Source organism: Ruminococcus sp. SR1/5 (assembly GCF_000209835.1).
In the GTDB taxonomy this organism is placed as follows: Bacteria; Bacillota; Clostridia; order Lachnospirales; family Lachnospiraceae; genus Blautia_A; species Blautia_A fusiformis.
Window position 1 is genome coordinate 3077590 of record NC_021014.1, and the last position, 22472, is coordinate 3100061.

Genomic DNA, 22472 nt, shown 5'->3' on the forward strand with positions numbered 1-22472 from the left:
AAGGTGAAAAGAGATAAAAATTGTTTTAATAATTAGTTAAAGTGTAAAAAAAGTGAGGAAAAATGGGAAATAAAGTTGCATTACACAACCTGGGCTGCAAAGTAAATGCCTATGAGATCGAGGCCATGCAGCAGCTTCTGGAGGAGGCGGGATATGAGATCGTGCCTTTTGAGCCGGGAGCGGATATTTATGTGATCAATACCTGCACAGTAACCAATATTGCAGACAGAAAATCAAGACAGATGCTCCACAAAGCAAAAAAATGAATCCGGAAGCGATCGTGGTGGCAACGGGCTGTTATGTACAGACCGGTGGCGAGAAACTGGAAAAAGACGAAGCCATTGATCTTGTTCTGGGAAATAATCAGAAGATCAATATTGTGGAGGCACTGGCCGAATATGCGGAAGACAAACCGGGCCATGGTTCCCATGTGATCAAGATCAATCAGACAAAAGAGTATGAGGAACTTTCCATTGATCATACAGCAGAACATGTAAGGGCATATATCAAGGTTCAGGACGGATGCAATCAGTTCTGTACGTACTGTATCATTCCCTATGCAAGAGGCCGTGTCAGAAGCCGGAATATTGAAAGTGTGCTGAAGGAGGTCCGTGCACTTGCGGAAAAAGGGTATAAGGAAGTGGTCCTTACAGGAATCCATTTAAGCTCCTATGGAGTGGATTTCCCGGAGGAGAAAAAAGAGACGCTGCTTTCTCTGATCCGTGCTGTGCATGAGATCGAAGGAATCAGGCGTATCCGTCTGGGATCGCTGGAACCGGGAATCGTTACAAGAGAATTTGCGGAAGGGATCGCGGCGCTGCCGAAGGTATGCCCGCATTTCCATCTTTCCCTGCAGAGTGGCTGTGATGAGACCCTGGAGAGGATGAACCGCAGATACAGAAGCGGGGAATACAGAGAGCGCTGTGAGCTTTTAAGAGAAGTGTATGGAAATCCGGCACTGACAACGGATGTGATCGTAGGCTTTCCGCAGGAATCGGAGGAAGAATTCCGGAAATCCTATGATTTTGTGGACAGCATCCGTTTTTACGAGACTCATATCTTCAAATATTCCAGAAGACAGGGAACAAAGGCGGCTGCCATGGACGGACAGCTGACAGAGGCGGAGAAATCCTTCCGCAGTGAGAAGATGATCGAGCTGCATCATCGTCATGCAGGGGATTATGAGAAATCCATGCTTGGCAAAAACCTGGAGGTACTGATCGAGGAAGAGTATACAAAGGATGGACGGACCTGGTATCTGGGACACAGCCGGGAGTATATAAAAACTGCTGTACCGAAATCGGAAGCTTATGGCGTAAATGATATCGTAATCGTAAAGGCAGAAGGCTTTCTTGAAGAGCATATCATGACCGGTGAAGCCGTGGAGTGAAGAACGGGATCGTATGTTGAAAGGTTGTTTGTTCACTGGTAATATTTTGCGAAGCGTGTTACTGAGAACGGAGTGAACAGTAACGTTGACAGTTTGTATTCGCAATCCTCGTTAAATTTAAGATTGTAATTTATGTAAATTTATATTAAAATAAAAAAGAATATATTTTAAGGACGTGAGAGACAATGGCAGAGAATAATCTGGGAAATACACAGTATTTCAGAACAAAACCGGATCAGGAGCTTCAGGTAAAAGAAGTCCTGGATCTGGTGTACAATGCAATGGATGAGAAGGGCTACAATCCGGTGAATCAGATCGTAGGATATATTATGTCCGGAGACCCGACCTACATCACAAGCCACAAGGGTGCGAGAAGCATGATCATGAAGGTGGAGCGTGATGAGCTGGTAGAGGAGCTTCTCACCGAGTATATCAAGAATAAGTCCTGGGAACGGTAATATGAGAGTACTGGGACTGGACTATGGCTCGAAGACCGTTGGGGTTGCAGTGAGCGATCCCCTTGGCCTGACAGCCCAAGGTGTGGAAACCGTATGGCGCAAGCAGGAAAACAAGCTTCGTCGTACTCTGGCACGTATTGAAGAGATCATTTCGGAGTATCAGGTTACGGAGATCGTTCTGGGATACCCGAAAAACATGAACAATACAGTAGGAGAGCGGGCCGAGAAATCTCTGGAGTTTAAGGAAATGCTGGAGAAACGTACGGGTCTGCCTGTTGTTATGTGGGATGAGAGACTGACTACCATGGCGGCAGACCGTACTCTGGAGGAGACCGGTGTGCATAAGGAAGACCGTAAACAGTATCTGGATCAGGTAGCAGCAGTCTTTATCCTGCAGGGATATCTGGATGCTGCCGCATACAGAAGAGAGCAGCAGGAAGGCGTGGAAGAATGATCGGAAACGCAAATAGATATTTTGAGCGGATTAGGTAGCAAATGCGGATTGTGAATATCCGCTTGACAAGAACGGATAAGGAAGAATTAAATATGGAAAAAATAATATTTCAGTCAGACGACGGCACAGCTGCTGAGTTTTACGTAGAGGAGCAGACCAATATTGCGGGTGTGACTTATCTTTTGGTGTCCGATTCACAGGATGAGGAAGCAGACGCATATATTCTGAAGGATATTTCAGCTCCGGGAAGCACAGAAGCCTGTTATGAGATGGTCGAGGATGATGACGAACTTCAGGCTGTATATGCAGTTTTTCAGCAGATGCTGGATGACGTGAATTTTGAATGGAGGAGCGATTTTTGAAAAGCGAGAACAACGATGACAACAAAAATGCGGAGAGCAGAGTACAAGTTTCCGCAGGCGGTACCAGAAGAACCGCAGCAAGACAAAAGAATGCCGGATCAAGAACAAGACAGTATCGTGGTGGCAGCAAAAACCGTCAGGATAAGCCTTTCCGGCCAACAGCAAAGAAAACAGCAGCCGGTGGCGCTGTAAAAAACAGCAGAAACACACAGAAGCCGGCAAAGACCGGCGGCAGGCCATCCGGTCGGAAAACCGGCCGCAGAACAACATCCAAGCTTAAGATCATACCACTTGGCGGTCTGGAGCAGATCGGAATGAACATTACCGCTTTTGAGTATGGCGACAGTATTGTAGTTGTAGACTGTGGTCTTTCTTTCCCTGAGGACGATATGTTGGGAATCGATCTGGTCATTCCGGATGTAACATACCTTAAGGAAAATATTTCCAAGGTGAAGGGATTTGTGATCACTCATGGACATGAGGATCATATCGGAGCTCTTCCGTATGTGTTGAAAGAGATCAATGTTCCGATCTATGCTACCAAGCTGACACTGGGACTGATCCGCAACAAACTGAAAGAGCATAACCTTATGCGTTCTACCAAATTGAAAGAGGTAAAACACGGGCAGGTGATCAATCTTGGGGATTTCGCTGTGGAATTTATCAAAACGAATCACAGTATCCAGGATGCATCCGCACTTGCTATTTATTCACCGGTGGGAATCGTGATACACACAGGAGACTTTAAAGTTGATTATACACCGGTATTTGGAGATGCCATCGATCTGCAGCGTTTTGCAGAGATCGGCAAGAAGGGTGTGCTTGCACTGATGTGTGAGAGTACCAATGCAGAGAGACCGGGATTTACAATGTCCGAGCGTACAGTGGGACATGTATTTGATAATCTTTTTAATGAGTACCGTACATCCAGGATCATCATTGCAACCTTTGCATCCAACGTGGATCGTGTGCAGCAGATCATTAACACTGCATACCGGTTCGGAAGAAAGGTTGCTGTGGAGGGCCGCAGTATGGTCAATGTTATTTCCGTAGCGTCAGAGCTTGGCTATCTGCAGATCCCGGAGAACACACTGATCGAGATCGATCAGGTGAAGAATTATCCGGACGACAAGGTGGTTCTGATCACAACAGGAAGCCAGGGTGAGTCCATGGCGGCACTTTCCCGTATGGCAGCCAATATCCATAAGAAGATCACGATCAAGCCTAACGATACCATCATCTTCAGCTCCAATCCGATCCCCGGAAATGAAAAGGCAGTTTCCAAGGTCATCAACGAACTGTCTATGAAGGGAGCCAAGGTTATTTTCCAGGATGTCCATGTTTCCGGACATGCCTGCCAGGAGGAAATCAAGCTGATCTACTCCCTCGTAAAACCGAAATATGCCATTCCGATCCATGGTGAGTACCGTCATCTGACTGCACAGAAACACATTGTGGAAGATCTGGGAATCCCGAAGGAGAATATTTTTATCCTTTCTTCCGGAAATGTTCTGGAGTTGGACGGACAGGATGCCAAGGTGACAGGAAGCGTTCATACAGGTGCGATCTTCGTAGACGGACTTGGCGTTGGCGATGTGGGAAATATCGTACTCCGTGACCGTCAGCACCTGTCTGAAGATGGAATCATGATCGTAGTTATGACACTGGAGCGCCACAGTAATGTAGTTCTCGCAGGTCCGGATATCGTTTCCAGAGGTTTTGTGTATGTAAGAGAATCTGAGGATCTTATGGAGCATGCCAGACAGGTTGTGGAAACTGCACTGGATTCCTGCCTGGAGAACAATATCACGGACTGGGGCAAGATCAAAACCGAGGTCAAGGATGCCCTTGGAGAGTATCTGTGGAAACGGACCAAGAGAAATCCTATGATCCTGCCTATCATTATGGAGGCGTAGGTTCATGGATGAGATCAGCATGGAGATTGAGAAGCTTCTCGATGCTGTGCACAGAAGCGATGAATATCAGGAATATCAGAAACAGGCAGCCCAGCTTGAAGCGGATCCTGAGCTGAAAGCCAGAGTGATGAGATTCCGTGGAGATAATTTCAGACTGCAGAATCATTCAGACAAGGATGAGCTGTTCCATATTGCGGAACAGCTCAATCAGGAGTCTGCAAGTCTGAGACAGAACCTGAAAGTAAATGCCTATCTCGACGCAGAGCTTGCGCTGTGCAGACTGATGCAGCGGATATGCAGGACGCTGGTGGACGGGATCGACATACAGATTCCTGACTTATAGGAGGAAAGACTATGGCAGACACAAGAGACAAGGTTGGCAGGGCCGGCGTTTTTCTGGCTGGAGGGGTATTTAAAACCGCTGTATATATCTTTATTATCGTATTTCTGATCTGGGTTGGAAAATCAGCATATCAGTTTGGCTACGATGTGTTTAACCAGCAGGCTATGAGCCCGGGAGAGGGACAGCAGGTCACGGTAGTCATAAAAGAAGGTGCCTCTGCATATAAAGTAGGCAAGACACTGGAGCAGAAGGGTCTTATCAAGGATGCGCTTGCATTTACCATACAGGAAAGAATGTCCGCATATCACGGACAGATCAAAGCAGGTACATACCTTCTCAGTACAGCTTATACACCGACCAGGATCATTGCAGTGCTGTCAGGAGAAGAGAGCAAGGAAGGATCGAACAGCCAGTGATCGTAGAAGAACGCATGCAGACCTATATCAATTCACTGGATATGGGGAATACTCCATTTCTGCAGGAGTTGGAGACAAAGGCACTTGCAGACCGGGTGCCGATCATCCGGAGAGATATGCAGAGCTTTATGAGGATGCTTCTGGCACTGAAACAACCGAAGCGCATTTTGGAGGTGGGGACTGCCGTAGGCTTCTCCACACTTCTTATGTGTGAGTATGGGCCGGAAGATATGGAAATTGTTACCATAGAGAATTATGAAAAAAGAATTCCTGTCGCAAAGGATAATTTCAGGCGCGCAGGAAGAGAGTCACAGATCACGCTTCTGGAGGGAGATGCCGGAGAAATCCTGAAGAATCTTACCGGAACCTTTGATATGATCTTCATGGACGCAGCCAAGGGCCAGTATATCCACTGGCTTCCTGACGTGCTGAGACTGATGAAAGAGGGAAGCGTGCTGGTATCTGACAACGTGCTGCAGGAAGGGGATATTATTGAATCTCATTATCTTGTGGAACGGCGTAACCGTACAATCTATAAAAGAATGAGAGAATATCTCTGGCAGCTGACTCACAGTCCGGTGCTTCGTACATCGGTGCTTCCTCTTGGAGACGGAGCGGCTGTAAGTGTAAAAACAGGAGAACAGGTTTATGAAACGACCAGAACTATTGGTTCCGGCGAGCAGCCTTGAGGTTTTAAAGGTTGCCGTCATATATGGTGCAGATGCTGTTTACATCGGCGGAGAAGCTTTTGGACTTCGTGCAAAGGCTAAGAATTTTTCAAAAGAAGATATGTGTGAGGGAATCGCATTTGCCCATTCCCATGGTGTAAAGGTTTATGTGACAGTAAACATCCTGGCGCATAACCGTGATCTTGAGGGTGTAAGGGAATATCTTCAGGAACTGAAGGAGATCGGACCGGACGCACTGATCATCGCAGATCCGGGAATCTTTATGTATGCAAAGGAAATCTGCCCGGAGATTGAGCGTCACATCAGTACACAGGCAAATAATACCAATTATGAGACTTACCGTTTCTGGTATAACCTTGGTGCCAAACGTGTGGTAAGTGCAAGAGAGCTTTCTCTGGAAGAGATCCGGGAGATCCGGGCACATATTCCGGAGGATATGGAGATTGAAACGTTTATCCACGGCGCCATGTGCATTTCCTATTCCGGAAGATGTCTTCTCAGTAACTTTATGGCAGGAAGAGATGCCAATCAGGGAGCCTGTACCCATCCCTGCAGATGGAAATATTCTGTTGTGGAGGAGAAGCGTCCGGGAGAATACATGCCGGTATTTGAAAATGAGAGAGGAACTTTTATTTTTAATTCCAAGGATCTCTGTATGGTAGAACATATGGAAGATATCCTTACAAGCGGTATTGACAGCCTGAAGATCGAAGGACGTATGAAAACAGCTCTTTATGTGGCAACAGTGGCAAGAACCTACCGCAAAGCCATTGATGACTGTATGGAAAGTCCGGAAAAATATCATGCAAATATGCCGTGGTATCAGGAGCAGATCTCAAACTGTACCTACCGTCAGTTTACCACCGGATTTTTCTACGGAAAGCCGGATGAGAATACCCAGATCTATGACAGCAACACATATGTAAGAGAATACACATATCTTGGATTTGCAGAAGAGATCGATGAGAGAGGTCTGGCAAGACTGACACAGAGAAACAAGTTTTCTGTAGGAGAGACCATCGAAATCATGAAACCGGACGGAAGGAATATTCCGGTCACAGTGGAAGCCATTTATAATGAAGAGGGCGAAGCTATGGAGAGTGCACCACATGCTCAGCAGAGGATCTATGTGAAACTGACTGAGATGCCGGAGGTATTTGATATTCTCCGAAGAGGTGAATGATCCGAAAGGGTGGATAAGAGAGTAAAGGGGAGAACGAAAAGAACGTTCTCCCCTTTACTGATTTTCAGGAAAAAGAGTACGGAGTTTTCGAAGAGCGTTCTTTTCGATACGGGATACATAGGAGCGGCTGATGGAGAGATTTTCAGCAATCTCTCGCTGGGTCAGTGGCTCCTGACCATTCAAACCGTAGCGGCAGCAGATCACCTGGTATTCCTTTGGGGAGAGTACTGTCCGGATACAACGGAGAAGATAGGAAATGCTGTCCCTTTTGAAACAATCATCCACAACATCAACGGGTGGACTTTCAATGATATCGAGAAGGCTGATCTCGTTGCCTTCCCGGTCTGTGCCGATGGGTTCATAGAGAGAAACTTCTCTGGAACGTTTCCTGCGGGCACGGAACATCATGAGAAGCTCATTGTCAATGCACCGTGCAGCATAAGTGGAAAGCTTGGAAGTCCGGCTGGGATCAAAGGTGGAAATGGCTTTGATCAGACCTATGGTGCCTATGGAGATCAGATCATCCTGATCCTCGTCACATCCCTGATATTTTTTTGCAACATGTGCTACGAGGCGGAGATTGTGTTCGATAAGGATATTTTTTGCTTCCGGATCGCCCCTTTGGAGCTGTAGAAGATAGAACTGCTCTTCCGCAAAAGAAAGCGGTTTCAGAAAGGTTTTCAAGGGTTCACCTCAAAGGGGATTTCCTTATAGCTTATGAGCCGGACGTGCTTTTCGTGCTTTTCCAACAGAAACTTTATAAAAAGGACAGAGGCGAACACCTGTTGCGTCACATTCTGATCTGGTGTATAATCATAAAATACGAGTGACAACAATCAGTGTATATTGATGAGGAGTATATATTTTGAAAAAGAGGATAGAACAGCTTCTTAACGGAAAATTTATTTATGAACAGCCTGAGCTTCTGTTTTCACAGGACTGTATTTTCGCTACGCTGAAGGCAGGAGAGACTACAAAGGATGAGATTTATTTCGGTACCGATGACAACCGCAGGATCAGTGGCTTTGTGACTTCATCTGACCGGAGACTGGTGCCGGGATTTGACCGCTTTTCCGGAACCACAGTGCGCATGCCTTATGGGGTAGATGCAGAGGGAATGAGGCCGGGAGAGAGCTTTGAAGGCTGGCTGTGTTTTACTACCAGTATCGGAGAATATAAGCTGCCGTTCACTGTACAGGTACAGACGGAAGAGGTGAAGAGTGCAGGCAGAAAGGTATCTTCTCTGGAAGAATTTCTGCACATTGCAAGGGAAGATTTCCATGAGGCTTACCGGATCTTTACAGAACGACATTTTTCCCTGATCCTGAGTGATCAGAGTGAGAAGATCCGTTCTCTTTATGCAGGAATGTCACAGCAGCCGGTGACCTATCAGCATCTGGAGGAATTTCTGATCGCAGCCGGTGCCAAGGAAAAGGTGACATTGAGTCTGAACAGAGAAGAGGCCGGTTTTTATGATGTCAGTGAATCTGTTCAGGAATCCCTTTATATCCACAGGAGCGGATGGGGACACTTGCGGGCAGATATTGAGGTAAACGGGGATTTTCTGGAGGCAGGCAAGCATGTGGTCACAGAAGAGGATTTTATCGGAAGTACCTGTGAAATAAACTATGTGATCCGCCAGGAAAAACTTGGAAAAGGAAATCAGTACGGCGAGATCATTGTAAAAACCCCATACCAGAAACTGGTATATCACGTTCTTGCATCCAGAGGAACTGAGAGTGCCGTGAACCTGGATCTTCTGGAAAAACAGTACCGGATATCTCTGATGAAGGAATACCTGGGATATCTCTGTAAAAGAACAGATTTTCAGGCCTGGACAGCCTCTACTCATGAGAAGCTTGACCGTATGGGCGAAAACGGACTGAAATATCCGGAATATCAGCTTCTGGAAGCCTATCTTCTTCATCTGGAAGGAGAAGATGACCAGGCTTCAGAAATCCTTGAGCGTTATCAGAATAAATCCTTTCATCACAATGAACTGGAACTGGCAGGGATTTATCTGTATCTGTGTACACAGACCGGGCTGTACCGGGATAAGGAACAGGCCCTCCGCAAGGTACAGAATTTCCAGATGCAGAAGGAAGACAGCTTTATCCTTCTGAAACTGGTATTTGAAATGGATCATACGCTTTCTCCGTCAAAAAAGATCTTTCTGATGGAGGAACTTTTTGAGCGGGGATGTACAAGTCCTTTTCTGTATCTGGAAGCATGGAACAGTATTTGTGCAGATATGTCTCTGCTGCATCGAATCAATGGGTTCTGGGCCCAGGTATTCCTTTTTGCAGGAAAAGAACAGATGCTGACGGAAGAGCTGGTCATGCGCCTGGCATATCTTTCCGGTTATGAGAAAGCTTTTAACGAAAGTCTGTACCGTGCTATGGCCATGGGATGTGAAGCCTTTCCGTCGGATGATACCGTGGAAGCTATCTGTAAATATATTATGAAGGGAAATCCAAGAAAACCGGAATATTTTCAGTGGTTTTCCGCTGCCGTGGACCGCGGGATCCGGATCACACGGCTGTATGAATATTATGTGGAAACACTGGATACTTCTTATCGGAGAGTCCTGCCGAAACCGCTTTTGATGTATTTTACCTATAACAACAATACTCTCGGTGATTCCAAGCGTGCCTATCTGTATGCATGCATCATTGCAGGGAAGGAACGTGATCCACAGACATACGAAAGTTATCGTGAAAGCATGGAGGAATTTGCTTTCCGTAAGTTACGGGAAGGCCGGATGAATGAAAATTATGCCGCTGTTTATCAGGAATTCATGCGGGAACCATCGGACAGCGAAAAAGCGCAGGTGATCGCCTCCAGAATGTTTACCTGCCGGCTGTATACGGATGATCCGAAGGTTCGCAGTGTGATCGTCCGTCACAGACAGATGAAACAGGAAGAAATCTATCCGTGTATCCATGGGATCGCTTACCCAAGGATCTGCAGCGAAGATGCGGCCGTTGTATTTCAGGATGAAAAACAGAGACGTTATGCTGCTACGGTAGATTATAATCTGACACCACTTTTTGATGATCGTGAGATGGTTCCGGCAGTGCTGGAAAAAGGGGCGGATGAACCGGCTGTGCTTTTGTATTACTGTCAGGGTCAGGAGATCAGTCGTAAGAATCTGGGAATTTTTCAGAAACTGGTCCTTTCACCGGCGTTTACTGATGAATATAAGAGGCTGATCCGCAAAAAGATCCTGGATTATTATCGGGATCACGTGCAGGGAGAAGATCTGGATGCCTGTCTGGAGATGATGGATTATCGGGAATATGCCATGGTCGACCGGAAAACCCTTCTGGAGATCCTGATCCAGCGGGGACTGTTTCCGCAGGCTATGAGCGTGGTGGAAGCATTTGGATTTGAAGGAGTAGAGGAGCGTGCTCTTCTGAAGCTGGTAAGCCGTATGATCATCCGCTGTGACTGTGCGGAAGACGAAGAGCTGATCGCACTTTCCTCTCATGTATACCGACAGGGAATCTATGATGAAGTGATCCTCATGTATCTGATGAAATTCCGGTTTGGACCTGTGGATGAACTTCTGGATATCTGGAAAAGTGCCTGTGGGTTTGAGATGGATACCTATAATCTGGAGGAGAGGATCCTTTCTCTTCTGATGTTTAACTGGGATTACCGGCCAGAGGGTGCGGATATCCTGAAAGCATATATCCGTCATTCCGGAAAAGAGAGTGTGATTGGTGCGTATCTGACTCTGATGTCTTACGGAATGTTTGTAAAAGAAATGCCGGAGATGCCTGGACTTAAGGAGTATCTGAAAAATCGCAGAGAAAAGGAGTGGCCCGGAGACCGGATCTGTGACCTGACCCTTCTGAAACTGCTTTCCGAAGAAAAAACTGCTGATGAAGAAAATCTGGAAATGGAGGAAAAAATCCTCTCCTCCTGTGTAAAGGAAGGAATGCTATTTGAGTTTTTCCGGAATCTGGATCAGAGTATCCTGCGACCGTATCAGCTGGATGATAAGACTTTTGTAGAGTATCATACTTCACCGGAGACTTTGGTCACACTGTATTATTCCCTGGATACAGGACTTGGAACTGTACCGGACTATAAAAGTGAACCGCTCAAAAATGTCTATGAGGGAATTTTTGCCAGAGCATTTACATTGTTTTATGGAGAGACTCTGCGATATTATTTCCAGACAGAAGATGAAACCGGTGTACACAAAACGGAAGAAAAAATACTGACCATGAGCCAGAGTAATGACCAGGCATCCAGCAAATATCAGCTGATCAATCAGATACTCTGTGCAAGGAAACTGGAGAAAGACACGGAAGTGAAGGAGAAGCTGGCACAGTATCTCCGGCAGGAACAGTACGTTAATGAAATGTTTGTCATAGAGAAGGAACCGGAAAGATGAATGAAATTCGTGACTTGATCATAGGAATTGATATTGGAAAAGAATACACACAGATCTGTTATTATGACAGAAAAGCAGAAGAAGCCCGTTCTCTTTCCATGAAAGTAGGAGCCAGTCAGTACGAAGCTCCGGGCTGTATCTGCTATCGTACCGATCACGGTGATTACTGCGTAGGCCTGGAAGCAGAGTATTTTGCCAGGGAAAAGGGCGGGATCATGATCGGAAATATTTATGATATCTGTCAGAAGGAAGAAAAGATCCAGGTGGCAGGAGAGGAAAAAGAGCCGGCAGAGCTTCTGGCACATTTTCTAAGGGGAATCCTGAAATTTCTGGGAATCCAGGATATCGTAAAGAATACCCGGTGCCTTTGTATCACATCGCCGGAGCTTAGTACACTTCAGGTACGGAATTATCAGAAGGCCTGCAGCCTTGCAGGTTTTTCCCGTGAGAAATATATGCTTATGGACTATGGCGAGAGCTTTTATTATTATGCACTGGGACAGAAACGGGAAACCTGGAATCGAAGTGTAGGCTGGTATGCCTTTGCAGGCGATACGGTAACTTTCCGGAAGCTGACCATCAACGGCTCTTCCAGACCGGTGCTTGTAAAACTGGAGGATCCGGTCAGTACAAAGCTTGAACCGGAAGAAGAGATCCGTGATGTGGAATTTTACCGTTTTATCAGTAAGACTCTCGGCAAAGAGCTCTTCTCCAGTGTGCAGATCACGGGAGAAGGATTTGACCAGCAGTGGGCACAGCAGTCTGTAAAGCTTCTGTGTCATCAGGGACGGAAGGTTTTTTACGGAAACAATCTTTTTGCAAAGGGAGCCTGTATAGCCGGTAAGGACAGGCTGGAGGATAAAAAACTCAAAGGTTACCGCTATTTAAGTGATTCGCTGGTGACTGCGGACGTAGGAATGGATATGCGGGTGATGGGCTCTCCGGCTTACTATTCGCTGATCGAAAGCGGCAGCAACTGGTATGAATGCAGTGCATCCTGCGAGCTGATCCTGGATGATACCAGTGAACTGGTATTTGTAGTAAGTATTCCGGAAGAAACCGAGAAGAAACGTGTGGCCATGGCACTTGAGGGTCTGCCAAAGCGGCCTAATCGGACTTCAAGGCTTTCCCTCACGCTGAAATACGTATCGCCGAGAGACTGTGAGATCACAGTAGAGGATCTGGGCTTTGGCGAAATGTATCCTTCCAGTGGGAAGATCTGGAGGGAACTGGTACGATGGGATGAGCAGGAAGAAAGGAAGCAGGCATGAGCGGATATATTTTATGTCAGGTAAAAAAGGCAGAGAAGCCGTTTTATATCGAAAATATCAGTACCAATATCTATTCTATAGAAGAACTCTGCTATTATCTTTATAACAATCTTTATCTTGTGGACAGCTCATTGATCAGCAGTAAGCTCTGTACCTGGCTGGAGGAAGAACTGGAGCTTCCGAAGCTTGCGGCCAAGCTGAAACCTTATATTGGAAGAGAGGCCGGACTTGAAGAAGTACTGTATCCGATATTTAAAGAGATCAATTATCTGGCTTATGAAGAGCTTAAGACCTTAAACGGGCGCATTGAAGCCAGAAAACGTGAACCTGAAGAAATACGGGAGAAACGCAAAGGTGATGCGCTGATGGAGAATCGGATGTATGTGAATGCACTCCGTGTTTATCAGAAGCTTCTGGAGCATGGCGGGAAAGAAATCACCGGAGAGATGCGTGAAAGGATCCTGCATAATCAGGGATGCGCATACAGTTACCTGTTCCAGATGGATAAAGCGCTGGATTGCTTTTGGAAAGCATGGAAGGAGAATCATTCAGAGAAAGCGCTGAAGGTTTATCTTCTGGCCTACCGCAGTGTTCACAGTGAAGAAGAATACAGGAAACGACAGGAAGATCTGAAGACAGATGAAATGGTAAGGCAGGAAACAGACCAGGCTCTGAAAAGCTTTGCCGGTCTCCCGGAGCAGCATATCGCATCCGGAGAAACCGACAGGATCCTGGAGGATCTCACAAGAGAATATCACAGAAGTACCGGCTCTTAAAGCTGTTCAAGAAGTCCCAGCAGGATCTGCCGGGCTTCTTTTTTTGTATATACGGATTCTTCCTCAGACAGGGAACAGAGGTAATCATTCAGGGCCTGTCCGATACTGGTCTCTTTCAGATAGATACAGAGAAAAGTATCCTTTTCGGAAAGAAAGCAGAGAAAAACGGAATAGTCAGACAGAACTTCCAGATGGATCCCGGTTTCAGGAAGTACGGAAGGCTTCAGGATCCTGCATTTTTCATGTCCCATATCTGTGTCAAGAAGATGCTTGAGGGCTTTTTTCGTTCTTCTTTCGGAAGAGGGGTCTGATGGTAGGAATAAGGTCCGTCAAGGAGTCCGGTACGGGCAAATTTCCGGATCCCGCTCAGTGTAAAATAATTGCAGGAAAAGGCAGCTTCTGTAAAAGAAAAGGAAGTCTGGTTCAGAACCGCTGCCAGCTGGGTATAGACCGGATCGGAAAGATCGATATCCCTGTTATCAAACAATGACTGAATAAAGCCCTGACCATAGGACATCAGTGCAAGGCAGGGATGAGATTCCAGTGCAAAATTTGTTGAGATCTTTGTCTGCATGATAGAACCAAAGATATTAAGGATCCTGTCCGGAGAATCCGACTGCAGGAAGAATTGGCTGGAATTCTCAAGAACCCGCCGGAATTCCTGTTGATATGCGTGGATCGCTTCCGGATTTTCAGTAAAAATACAGGTCATCATATCCGAGGATAACAGCAGCAGCTTTTTTTCAGTGAGTAAGAAAAAAGGAAACAGTTCATAGCTGGAAAACTCTCGGCCTGTCTGAGTATAGTAATAATATGGCTGGTAGCCCACAAAACCTGACAGGATCGGAAGGAGTGTGCAGAGAAAGGTTTCCAGATTCATGTTGTAATCCGGTGAGGCGGACGGGTTCTGGTGAAGCGGCAGGATCTGGATCACCGGTGGCAGTTTCTCATATTTGGGATAAAGATGGGAAAAGATCTGTACAAGAAGCCGGCAGTTGGCCGGAAGGTTGGTACGGATCGTTTCAGAAGAACCGGAAGACAGGATGTCCTCAAAAAGGCTCAGGACCTTCTTTTCCACATCAAGAGAAAAAGTTCCACGGTAAAAGGGAAAGGATGGAAGCCTGAGAAAACCCTCCCGGGAAATGACCTGCTGGGAGCTGATAACACCCAGAAGCTCCTGTATATATTTGCGGTTGTAATATATTTCTTTTCCGATTTTTTCTATTTTATATAATTCCATCAGTTCCCTGCGTTGGGAAGGATTGATCCGGAGGGAATCGCAGAACTGGCGCACAAAATCAATACCGGGAAGACGTTTCCCTGTGATCATACGTTGTAGCGAGGTACGGTCAAGTCCCGAAGAAGCAGATAACTGATAAACGTTTTCTCCTGTATCCTTTAGGTATTCCCGGCATTTGTCGCTGAAATCAGACATAGTAGTACTCCTTTTGGTGCTTATATGACATTATTATACGAAAACAGATCATGAATTGCAATAATTTGTAAAAAACAAGGCACAATTAGAAGCACATATTGCGCAGGTCTTTCTTTGAAAATAAAATGTTAATATCAGAAAGAGCATGAGGGAGGAAAACACGGCAATGGCAGTGATGACGATCGCGATATGTGATGAAATACGAAAGGATGCACAGAAGCTGTACAGGCAGCTTTCCACACTGGTCCCTGATGCAGAGCTCCTTCTGTATCGGACCAGAGAGAGTCTTCTGAAAGGACTGGCAGAGGGACACAAGATTTGCGATCTGATATTTCTGGGACTGGATGGTGATCAGGGCAGGAGTCTGGAAACTGTACGGACAATGCGCCTGAAAGGACACTATATCCCGGTTGTGCTGGTGGCAGAGAATGAGAAATTCTATAAAGAAGCATTTGAAGTGTTTGCCTATAACTATCTGGTCAAACCGGTTGAAAGTGGAGAACTGGAACATGTTCTGGTACATATCCTGGAGGTGTGCAGGCGTGAAGGCGGAAGAGCGCTGTATTTTCGCTACAGGACACGGGTTTATACACTGCAGCACGATCATCTGGCATATATATCCAGTAGTCTTCACAGTGTGACATTTCATCTTACCGATGGAAAAAAGATCAGCTGCAGGGCCAGGCTGGGGGATTTTTCGGGACAGCTGTCAGACAGCAGCTTTCTGAGATGTCATCAGAGCTTTTGTATCAACATGGAGAAGGTAACTTCACTTAAGAAGAACAGTTTTGTGGTCGGACAGACGGAAATCCCAATTTCCAGAACATATCTGAAAACGGCCAGAAAGAAATACAAAGATTATCTGGCAGAGCAGAAGGTTTGCTCTTGACAGCTCCTTTTGGGTATGTTACTATAACCATACGCTTTCACGTGGTAGAGTGACCATGTGATAAAGAGATAACCGAAAAAAGGAGAATGACCATGAAGAAAAGAACAGTTGCAGTAGTAATGGCGGCAGCGATGACGATAGGAATGATGGTAACAGGAGTGAGTGTACAGGCAGGTGTTGAGGATAAGACCCTGATCGTAGGATTTGATGCTGAATATCCTCCGTTCGGATATAAGGATGATAACGGAGAATATGTAGGATTTGACCTTGACCTTGCCCAGGAAGTATGTGATAATCTTGGCTGGGAACTTGTTAAGAAGCCTATCAACTGGGATTCCAAGGATATGGAGCTGAACTCCGGAACGATCGACTGTATATGGAATGGATTTACTATCAACGGACGTGAGGATGACTATACATGGAGTGATCCATACATCAACAATGAGCAGGTGATCGTAGTTGCCAAGGATTCTGAAATTGAGAAGCTTGCGGATCTTAAGGGCAAGAACGTAGTTGTACAGGCTGCATCCGCTGCACTGGACGCATTGAACAACGATGACAATAAGGAACTGAAGGACAGCTTTGCATCTCTTACAGAGAATCCGGACTACAACACTGCATTTATGAATATTGATTCCGGAGCTGCAGACGCTGTTGCTGTTGATATCGGTGTTGCTAACTATCAGCTTTCCCAGAGAGGCAAGGATAAATATGTGATCCTTGACGAGCCAATCCAGAACGAGCAGTATGGCATCGGATTCAAGAAGGGAAATGATGAACTGAAGGATCTCGTATGGGATGAGGTCAAGAAGCTTGACGAGTCCGGTGAGGTTGACAAGCTTGCAGATAAGTATGAACTGGATAAGAGCATGCTCTGCATCAGCGAGGACAAGGATAAGACAGAGAATTCTGATTCAGCAGAAGCTGACACAGAAGAAAGTGCAGACAGCACAGAGAAAGAAACCGATTCTGAATCCAAATGATCCGGTACAGATCCGGCACAGTAAAAGCTGTGAAGATATTTTTTTAAGCTATCCAACAGCAGTAGAAATAAGAAACATAGCAGAAGCTTTTGAAGCTTCCGCATAAAAAGGAAATGAGGGTGCTTCGGCGCAGAAAGAGCTGCCGTACACGCTCATTTCCTGTTGTTTACAGGAATTACAGGTATCAGTCCGATAAATGGGACTGATACTCCGAACTAGGAGGAAAAAAATGAGTTTTAGTGTAATGCTCCAGCAGCTGGCAGGAGGAATGCTGGTCTCTATTGAGATCTTTTTTGTAACCTTGCTGTTTTCTCTGCCGCTGGGACTTCTGATCTGTTTTGGCAGAATGTCCAGAAACAAAGTGATCCGTACCATTGTATCCGGGTACATATCCATCATGAGAGGAACGCCGCTGATGCTGCAGCTGATGGTGGTATATTTCGGCCCTTATTTTATCTTCGGGATCCGTATTTCCATGGGATATAGTCTGATCGCTGTATTTATCGCATTTGCCATCAACTATGCAGCTTACTTTGCAGAAATCTATCGCGGCGGCATTGAATCCATGCCGGTGGGACAGTATGAAGCTGCAAAGATCCTTGGATACAATAAGGTGCAGACATTTTTCCGCATCATCCTTCCACAGGTGATCAAGAGGATTTTGCCGTCTATTACAAATGAGGTCATTACGCTGGTCAAGGATACTTCCCTTGCGTTTGTTGTGGCAGTTGCGGAGATGTTTACCATTGCCAAGCAGATCGCAAGTGCACAGACAACAATGATGCCATTTGTGATCGCTGCGATATTTTATTATGTGTTCAACCTGATCGTGGCTGTTGTGATGCAGAAGGTTGAGAAAAGTATGAATTACTACCGCTAACCGGAATGGAGAGTATAAAATATGAAATTATTTGAAATGAAACATATCAAAAAAGCTTTGACGGACTGGAAGTTCTCAAAGATATCTCTCTTGACGTGGAAGAGGGAGAAGTTTTAAGTATCATCGGTCCTTCCGGTTCCGGCAAGTCAACCATCCTGCGTTGTGCCACAGGACTTGAGACGCCGGACAGCGGCGAGATCATCAAAAACGGTGATGTGGGACTGGTGTTCCAGCAGTTCAATCTGTTTCCGCATTTTTCCGTACTGAAAAATATAGTGGATGCACCTCTGAAGGTGCAGAAGAGAAAGAAAGATGAGGTTTACGCCCAGGCAAGAAGCCTTCTTAAGAAAATGGGCCTTGCAGACAAGGAGAAGGCATATCCTTTTCAGCTTTCCGGAGGACAGCAGCAGCGAGTTTCCATTGCCCGTGCGCTCTGTATGAATCCGAAGATCCTGTTTTTTGATGAACCTACATCTGCACTTGACCCGGAGCTGACCGGTGAGATCCTGAAGGTTATCAAGGATCTTGCTCAGGAGCATATCACCATGGTGATCGTTACTCATGAAATGAATTTTGCAAGAGATATTTCCGACCGTATCATCTTTATGGATAAGGGTGTGATCGCAGTGGAGGGAACGCCGCAGGAGGTATTTTCTTCCGAAAATGGCAGAATGAAGGAATTTTTGGGAAAATTCCATCAGGGTATGGAGTAACAAACGGTTGCTTTTAAAGAGGCAATGTTATATAATTTCAAGAGGCGTGAATTAACCAGATTCGGGCAGATAACGGATCATTCGCCATTCCGGCCCGGATGTATGTAATCAGGAGGATAATAATGAATACAGACAGATATGTAAGCCCGCTGTCAGAGCGGTACGCAAGCAAAGAGATGCAGTACATTTTTTCCCCGGACATGAAATTCCGCACATGGAGAAAGTTGTGGATCGCACTTGCTGAGACGGAACGTGAGCTTGGCCTTAACATCACCCAGGAGCAGATTGACGAGATGAAAGCTCATGCGGATGATATCAACTATGATGTGGCTAAGGAGCGTGAGCGTCAGGTTCGCCATGATGTAATGTCTCACGTGTATGCGTTTGGTGTACAGTGCCCGAAGGCAAAAGGTATCATCCATCTGGGAGCGACCTCCTGTTATGTAGGAGATAATACGGATATCATCGTTATGACAGAGGCACTGAAACTTGTCCGCAAGAAACTTGTGAACGTGATCGCTGAGCTTTCCAAGTTTGCTGCACAGTATAAGGATCAGCCGACTCTGGCATTTACTCATTTCCAGCCGGCACAGCCGACAACCGTAGGTAAGAGAGCAACTCTCTGGACTCAGGAATTCCTGATGGATCTTGAGGACCTTGAGTATGTATTAAGCACTATGAAGCTTCTTGGCTCCAAGGGAACAACCGGTACACAGGCTAGCTTCCTGGAACTTTTTGACGGGGATCAGGAGACCATCGACAAGATCGATCCGATGATCGCAGAGAAGATGGGATTTAAGTCCTGCTATCCGGTTTCCGGACAGACCTATTCCAGAAAGGTTGATACCCGTGTGCTGAATATCCTTGCGGGAATCGCTGCAAGTGCACATAAGATGTCCAACGATATCCGTCTTCTTCAGCATCTGAAAGAAGTAGAGGAGCCATTTGAGAAATCCCAGATCGGATCTTCCGCTATGGCATATAAGAGAAATCCGATGAGAAGTGAGAGAATTGCTTCCCTGTCCAGATATGTGATGATCGATGCACTGAACCCGGCGATCACATCTGCAACACAGTGGTTTGAGAGAACTCTGGACGACTCTGCAAACAAGCGTCTCAGCGTTCCGGAAGGATTCCTTGCGATCGACGGAATCTTGGATCTCTGCCTCAATGTTGTAGACGGACTGGTTGTTTATCCGAAGGTTATCGAGAAGAGACTGATGTCTGAGCTTCCATTTATGGCAACTGAGAATATCATGATGGATGCAGTTAAGGCAGGCGGAGACCGTCAGGAACTTCATGAGCGTATCCGTGAGCTTTCCATGGAAGCAGGAAAGAACGTGAAGGTAGAGGGTAAAGATAACAATCTTCTTGAGCTGATCGCAGCAGATCCGGCATTTAACCTGACTCTTGAGGATCTTCAGAAATCCATGGATCCGTCCAGATATACAGGACGTGCCAAAGAGCAGACAGAGGCATTTATCGCCAATGTGGTACAGCCGGTTCTGGATGCACATAAGGATCTGCTTGGCGTTAAGGTTGAGATCAACGTATAATTCCAAGATGTTATAAACATTAAGAAATGAACACAGACAGGAATGACGTGTCTCTGTGTATTACAGGCAGAGAACATGTCGTTCCGAATAATAGAGAAAGACACAAGGAGGAACTGTGTTATGGTAACTGCAGTAGTAGGAGCAAACTGGGGAGATGAAGGTAAAGGCAAGATCACAGATATGCTTGCTGAGAAAGCTGATATCATCGTAAGATTTCAGGGTGGAGCCAATGCGGGCCACACCATCGTAAATGATTACGGTAAATTCGCACTTCATACACTTCCGTCAGGTGTGTTTTACGGACATACGACCAGTGTCATCGGAAACGGTGTTGCACTGAACATTCCGGTATTCTTCAAGGAGTACAACGAAGTAGTAGGCCGTGGAGTGCCGGCACCGAAGATCCTGATCTCCAACAGAGCACAGATGGTAATGTCTTACCACATTCTGTTCGATCAGTATGAAGAGGAGCGTCTTGGAGGCAAGGCTTTCGGTTCCACAAAATCCGGAATCGCTCCGTTCTATTCTGACAAATATGCAAAGATCGGCTTCCAGGTAAGTGAGCTTTTTGATGAGGAAGCACTGAAAGAGAAGGTTGTACGTATCTGCGAGACCAAGAACGTAACACTTGAGCATCTCTATCATAAGCCTCTTCTGAAACCGGAAGACATCATGAATGAGCTGATGGAATACAAGAAGATGGTTGAGCCATACGTATGCGACGTATCTCTCTATCTCTGGAATGCACTGAAAGAGGGAAAACAGGTTCTTCTTGAGGGACAGCTCGGAACTCTGAAAGACCCGGATCACGGAATCTATCCGATGGTTACATCCTCTTCCACACTGGCTGCTTATGGTGCCATCGGTGCAGGCCTGCCTCCATATGAGATCAAGAAGGTCGTAACCGTATGCAAAGCTTACTCCAGTGCAGTTGGAGCAGGTGCATTCGTTTCTGAGATCTTCGGCGAGGAAGCAGATGAGCTGAGAAAACGTGGCGGTGACGGTGGTGAGTTCGGTGCTACTACAGGCCGTCCGAGACGTATGGGATGGTTCGACTGTGTTGCATCCAAATACGGATGCCGTCTCCAGGGAGCTACAGACGTTGCTTTTACAGTACTGGATGTTCTGGGATATCTGGATGAGATCCCGGTTTGCACAGGCTATGAGATCGACGGAGAGGTAACAACAGAATTCCCGACAACTGTGCAGCTTGAGAAAGCAAAACCGGTTATTGAGAAGCTTCCGGGATGGAAATGCGATATCCGTGGAATCAAAAAATATGAGGATCTTCCGGAGAACTGCAGAAAATATGTAGAGTTCGTAGAAAAACATATTGGATTCCCGATCACAATGATCTCTAACGGACCAGGAAGAAGCGACATCATTTACAGATAATTATTTTTACAGTATCAGGATTATGACAACAGGAAGCGCCGGGGAAGAATTTCTCCGGCGCCCTTTTGTTTCAAAGAGATATTCAGTTAAAATAACAGATAGAATAGCGGATGTATCATGTGAAAGGAAGCTCAATGAAAAATTTTAAAAGAATAGCGGCACTTGCAGGTGTTGTCATATTACTTCTTATATTCTGCCTTCCAATGGCATTTGCCTGGGGAAGCAGTGAAAACGCCCAGGCTTTGTTCCGGGGGGCTTTTGCGGCAGCTGTTCTGGTACCGATCGTAGCGTATGTTTTCTGGATGGCGTACCGGATCTGGGGAAATAAGAAGCCGAGAGAGGATGAAAACCGTATGATCGAGAATATTATTTTTGATGTGGGAAATGTGCTGATGGGCTATGACTGGGAAGAGTATCTTCGGAGCTATGACTTCCCGGAAGAAAAGTATCAGAAAATCGCAGATGCAGTATTTCGAAACCCGATCTGGGAGGAACAGGACCGTGGACAGCATGAGGAGTCCTGGTATGTAGATAAATTTGTGGAAAGTGCACCGGAATATGAAGCAGATATCCGTGAGGTGGTACGACGTGATCCGGAGTGTATGCATCTGTATGATTATGCGGAAACCTGGGTGAAATATCTCAAAAATCAGGGATATCATCTCTATGTCCTTTCCAACTACGGAACTTATATGCTGGATCGTACAAAGCAGGATATGTCTTTTCTGAAATATATGGACGGAGTGGTATTTTCCTGTGATGTGCAGCAGATCAAGCCTGAGGTGGATATTTACAAAACACTTCTGAAGCGTTACAGCCTGAAACCGGAGAAATCGGTATTTCTGGATGATCGTGCCGTGAACTGTGAGGGAGCCGGAAAAGCCGGTATCCATACCATCCAGTTTGAGAATCTGAAGCAGGCGGCGAAGGCGCTTGAGAAGCTTGGTGTGAAATGACC

20 protein-coding genes and 2 pseudogenes are annotated in these 22472 nt (G+C 46.0%); 19 read left to right on the forward strand and 3 right to left on the reverse strand.

Features of this window, described 5'->3' with window-relative positions; genetic code table 11:
- The first annotated feature begins 62 nt into the window (after positions 1-62).
- The 9 genes and pseudogenes from mtaB (at position 63) to CK1_RS15500 (ending at position 7211) form a co-directional block, all read left to right on the forward strand.
- Positions 63-1390 (forward strand): annotated as a pseudogene (mtaB, locus tag CK1_RS15460) (tRNA (N(6)-L-threonylcarbamoyladenosine(37)-C(2))-methylthiotransferase MtaB).
- Positions 1391-1575: 185 nt separating this feature from the next.
- Positions 1576-1848, forward strand: a complete 273-nt coding sequence (locus CK1_RS15465) for an IreB family regulatory phosphoprotein (RefSeq protein WP_015527087.1) — start codon at positions 1576-1578, stop codon at positions 1846-1848.
- Between the two features lies 1 nt (position 1849).
- The gene (ruvX, locus tag CK1_RS15470; RefSeq protein ID WP_015527088.1) at positions 1850-2302 is read left to right on the forward strand and encodes a Holliday junction resolvase RuvX; all 453 of its coding nucleotides are present in this window, start codon (positions 1850-1852) and stop codon (positions 2300-2302) included.
- Between the two features lie 92 nt (positions 2303-2394).
- Entirely contained in the window at positions 2395-2664 is a 270-nt protein-coding gene (locus tag CK1_RS15475; RefSeq protein ID WP_059086846.1) for a DUF1292 domain-containing protein, read from the forward strand.
- A complete protein-coding gene (locus CK1_RS15480) occupies positions 2661-4580 on the forward strand; it encodes a ribonuclease J (RefSeq protein WP_502685114.1) in 1920 nt (639 codons plus the stop codon). The genes CK1_RS15475 and CK1_RS15480 overlap by 4 nt, the downstream gene beginning before the upstream one ends.
- A gap of 4 nt (positions 4581-4584) precedes the next feature.
- Entirely contained in the window at positions 4585-4923 is a 339-nt protein-coding gene (locus CK1_RS15485; protein WP_015527090.1) for a YlbF/YmcA family competence regulator, read from the forward strand.
- Between the two features lie 11 nt (positions 4924-4934).
- Positions 4935-5339 (forward strand): endolytic transglycosylase MltG, encoded by a 405-nt coding sequence (locus tag CK1_RS15490; protein ID WP_015527091.1) that lies wholly within the window; start codon positions 4935-4937, stop codon positions 5337-5339.
- Positions 5336-6028: an O-methyltransferase gene (locus CK1_RS15495; protein WP_021652340.1), complete on the forward strand. Its 693-nt coding sequence runs from the start codon at positions 5336-5338 to the stop codon at positions 6026-6028. Before CK1_RS15490 ends, CK1_RS15495 begins: the two co-directional genes overlap by 4 nt.
- Complete coding sequence (locus CK1_RS15500) at positions 5988-7211, forward strand: peptidase U32 family protein (protein ID WP_015527092.1); 1224 nt, start codon at positions 5988-5990, stop codon at positions 7209-7211. Before CK1_RS15495 ends, CK1_RS15500 begins: the two co-directional genes overlap by 41 nt.
- 54 nt (positions 7212-7265) lie before the next feature.
- Here CK1_RS15500 and sigK read toward each other — a convergent pair whose 3' ends face one another.
- Complete coding sequence (sigK, locus tag CK1_RS15505; RefSeq protein WP_110102496.1) at positions 7266-7895, reverse strand: RNA polymerase sporulation sigma factor SigK; 630 nt, start codon at positions 7893-7895, stop codon at positions 7266-7268.
- Positions 7896-8076: 181 nt separating this feature from the next.
- Between sigK and CK1_RS15510 the strand changes: the two genes are divergently transcribed.
- Genes CK1_RS15510 through CK1_RS15520 form a run of 3 tightly spaced genes read left to right on the forward strand, consistent with a single transcriptional unit; the run spans position 8077 to position 13663 of the window.
- Entirely contained in the window at positions 8077-11616 is a 3540-nt protein-coding gene (locus CK1_RS15510) for a DUF5717 family protein (protein WP_306288985.1), read from the forward strand.
- Positions 11613-12887, forward strand: coding sequence for a DUF5716 family protein (locus tag CK1_RS15515; protein WP_015527093.1), 1275 nt, complete (start codon positions 11613-11615; stop codon positions 12885-12887). The genes CK1_RS15510 and CK1_RS15515 overlap by 4 nt, the downstream gene beginning before the upstream one ends.
- Positions 12884-13663, forward strand: a complete 780-nt coding sequence (locus tag CK1_RS15520) for a hypothetical protein (protein WP_015527094.1) — start codon at positions 12884-12886, stop codon at positions 13661-13663. Before CK1_RS15515 ends, CK1_RS15520 begins: the two co-directional genes overlap by 4 nt.
- Here CK1_RS15520 and CK1_RS15525 read toward each other — a convergent pair.
- Both CK1_RS15525 and CK1_RS15530 read right to left on the reverse strand, forming a co-directional pair.
- Positions 13660-13914, reverse strand: coding sequence for a hypothetical protein (locus CK1_RS15525; protein ID WP_015527095.1), 255 nt, complete (start codon positions 13912-13914; stop codon positions 13660-13662). The two genes, CK1_RS15520 and CK1_RS15525, sit on opposite strands and share 4 nt — an antisense overlap.
- Positions 13887-15098 (reverse strand): helix-turn-helix transcriptional regulator, encoded by a 1212-nt coding sequence (locus tag CK1_RS15530; protein ID WP_015527096.1) that lies wholly within the window; start codon positions 15096-15098, stop codon positions 13887-13889. The genes CK1_RS15525 and CK1_RS15530 overlap by 28 nt, the downstream gene beginning before the upstream one ends.
- Before the next feature lie 166 nt (positions 15099-15264).
- Between CK1_RS15530 and CK1_RS15535 the strand changes: the two genes are divergently transcribed.
- From CK1_RS15535 to CK1_RS15565, 7 genes and pseudogenes are all read left to right on the forward strand, one after another.
- Positions 15265-15987 (forward strand): LytR/AlgR family response regulator transcription factor, encoded by a 723-nt coding sequence (locus CK1_RS15535; protein ID WP_015527097.1) that lies wholly within the window; start codon positions 15265-15267, stop codon positions 15985-15987.
- Positions 15988-16079: 92 nt separating this feature from the next.
- Positions 16080-16970: an amino acid ABC transporter substrate-binding protein gene (locus CK1_RS15540; RefSeq protein WP_015527098.1), complete on the forward strand. Its 891-nt coding sequence runs from the start codon at positions 16080-16082 to the stop codon at positions 16968-16970.
- Between the two features lie 229 nt (positions 16971-17199).
- Positions 17200-17850 (forward strand): amino acid ABC transporter permease, encoded by a 651-nt coding sequence (locus tag CK1_RS15545; RefSeq protein WP_022426149.1) that lies wholly within the window; start codon positions 17200-17202, stop codon positions 17848-17850.
- Positions 17851-17871: 21 nt separating this feature from the next.
- Positions 17872-18563 (forward strand): annotated as a pseudogene (locus CK1_RS15550) (amino acid ABC transporter ATP-binding protein).
- Positions 18564-18685: 122 nt separating this feature from the next.
- Complete coding sequence (gene purB / locus CK1_RS15555) at positions 18686-20119, forward strand: adenylosuccinate lyase (RefSeq protein ID WP_015527100.1); 1434 nt, start codon at positions 18686-18688, stop codon at positions 20117-20119.
- Positions 20120-20239: 120 nt separating this feature from the next.
- Positions 20240-21514, forward strand: coding sequence for an adenylosuccinate synthase (locus tag CK1_RS15560; protein WP_015527101.1), 1275 nt, complete (start codon positions 20240-20242; stop codon positions 21512-21514).
- A gap of 134 nt (positions 21515-21648) precedes the next feature.
- Positions 21649-22470 carry an HAD-IA family hydrolase gene (locus CK1_RS15565; RefSeq protein WP_015527102.1) on the forward strand — a complete coding sequence of 274 codons (822 nt, stop codon included), beginning with the start codon at positions 21649-21651 and terminating at the stop codon, positions 22468-22470.
- The last annotated feature ends 2 nt before the right edge of the window (positions 22471-22472 follow it).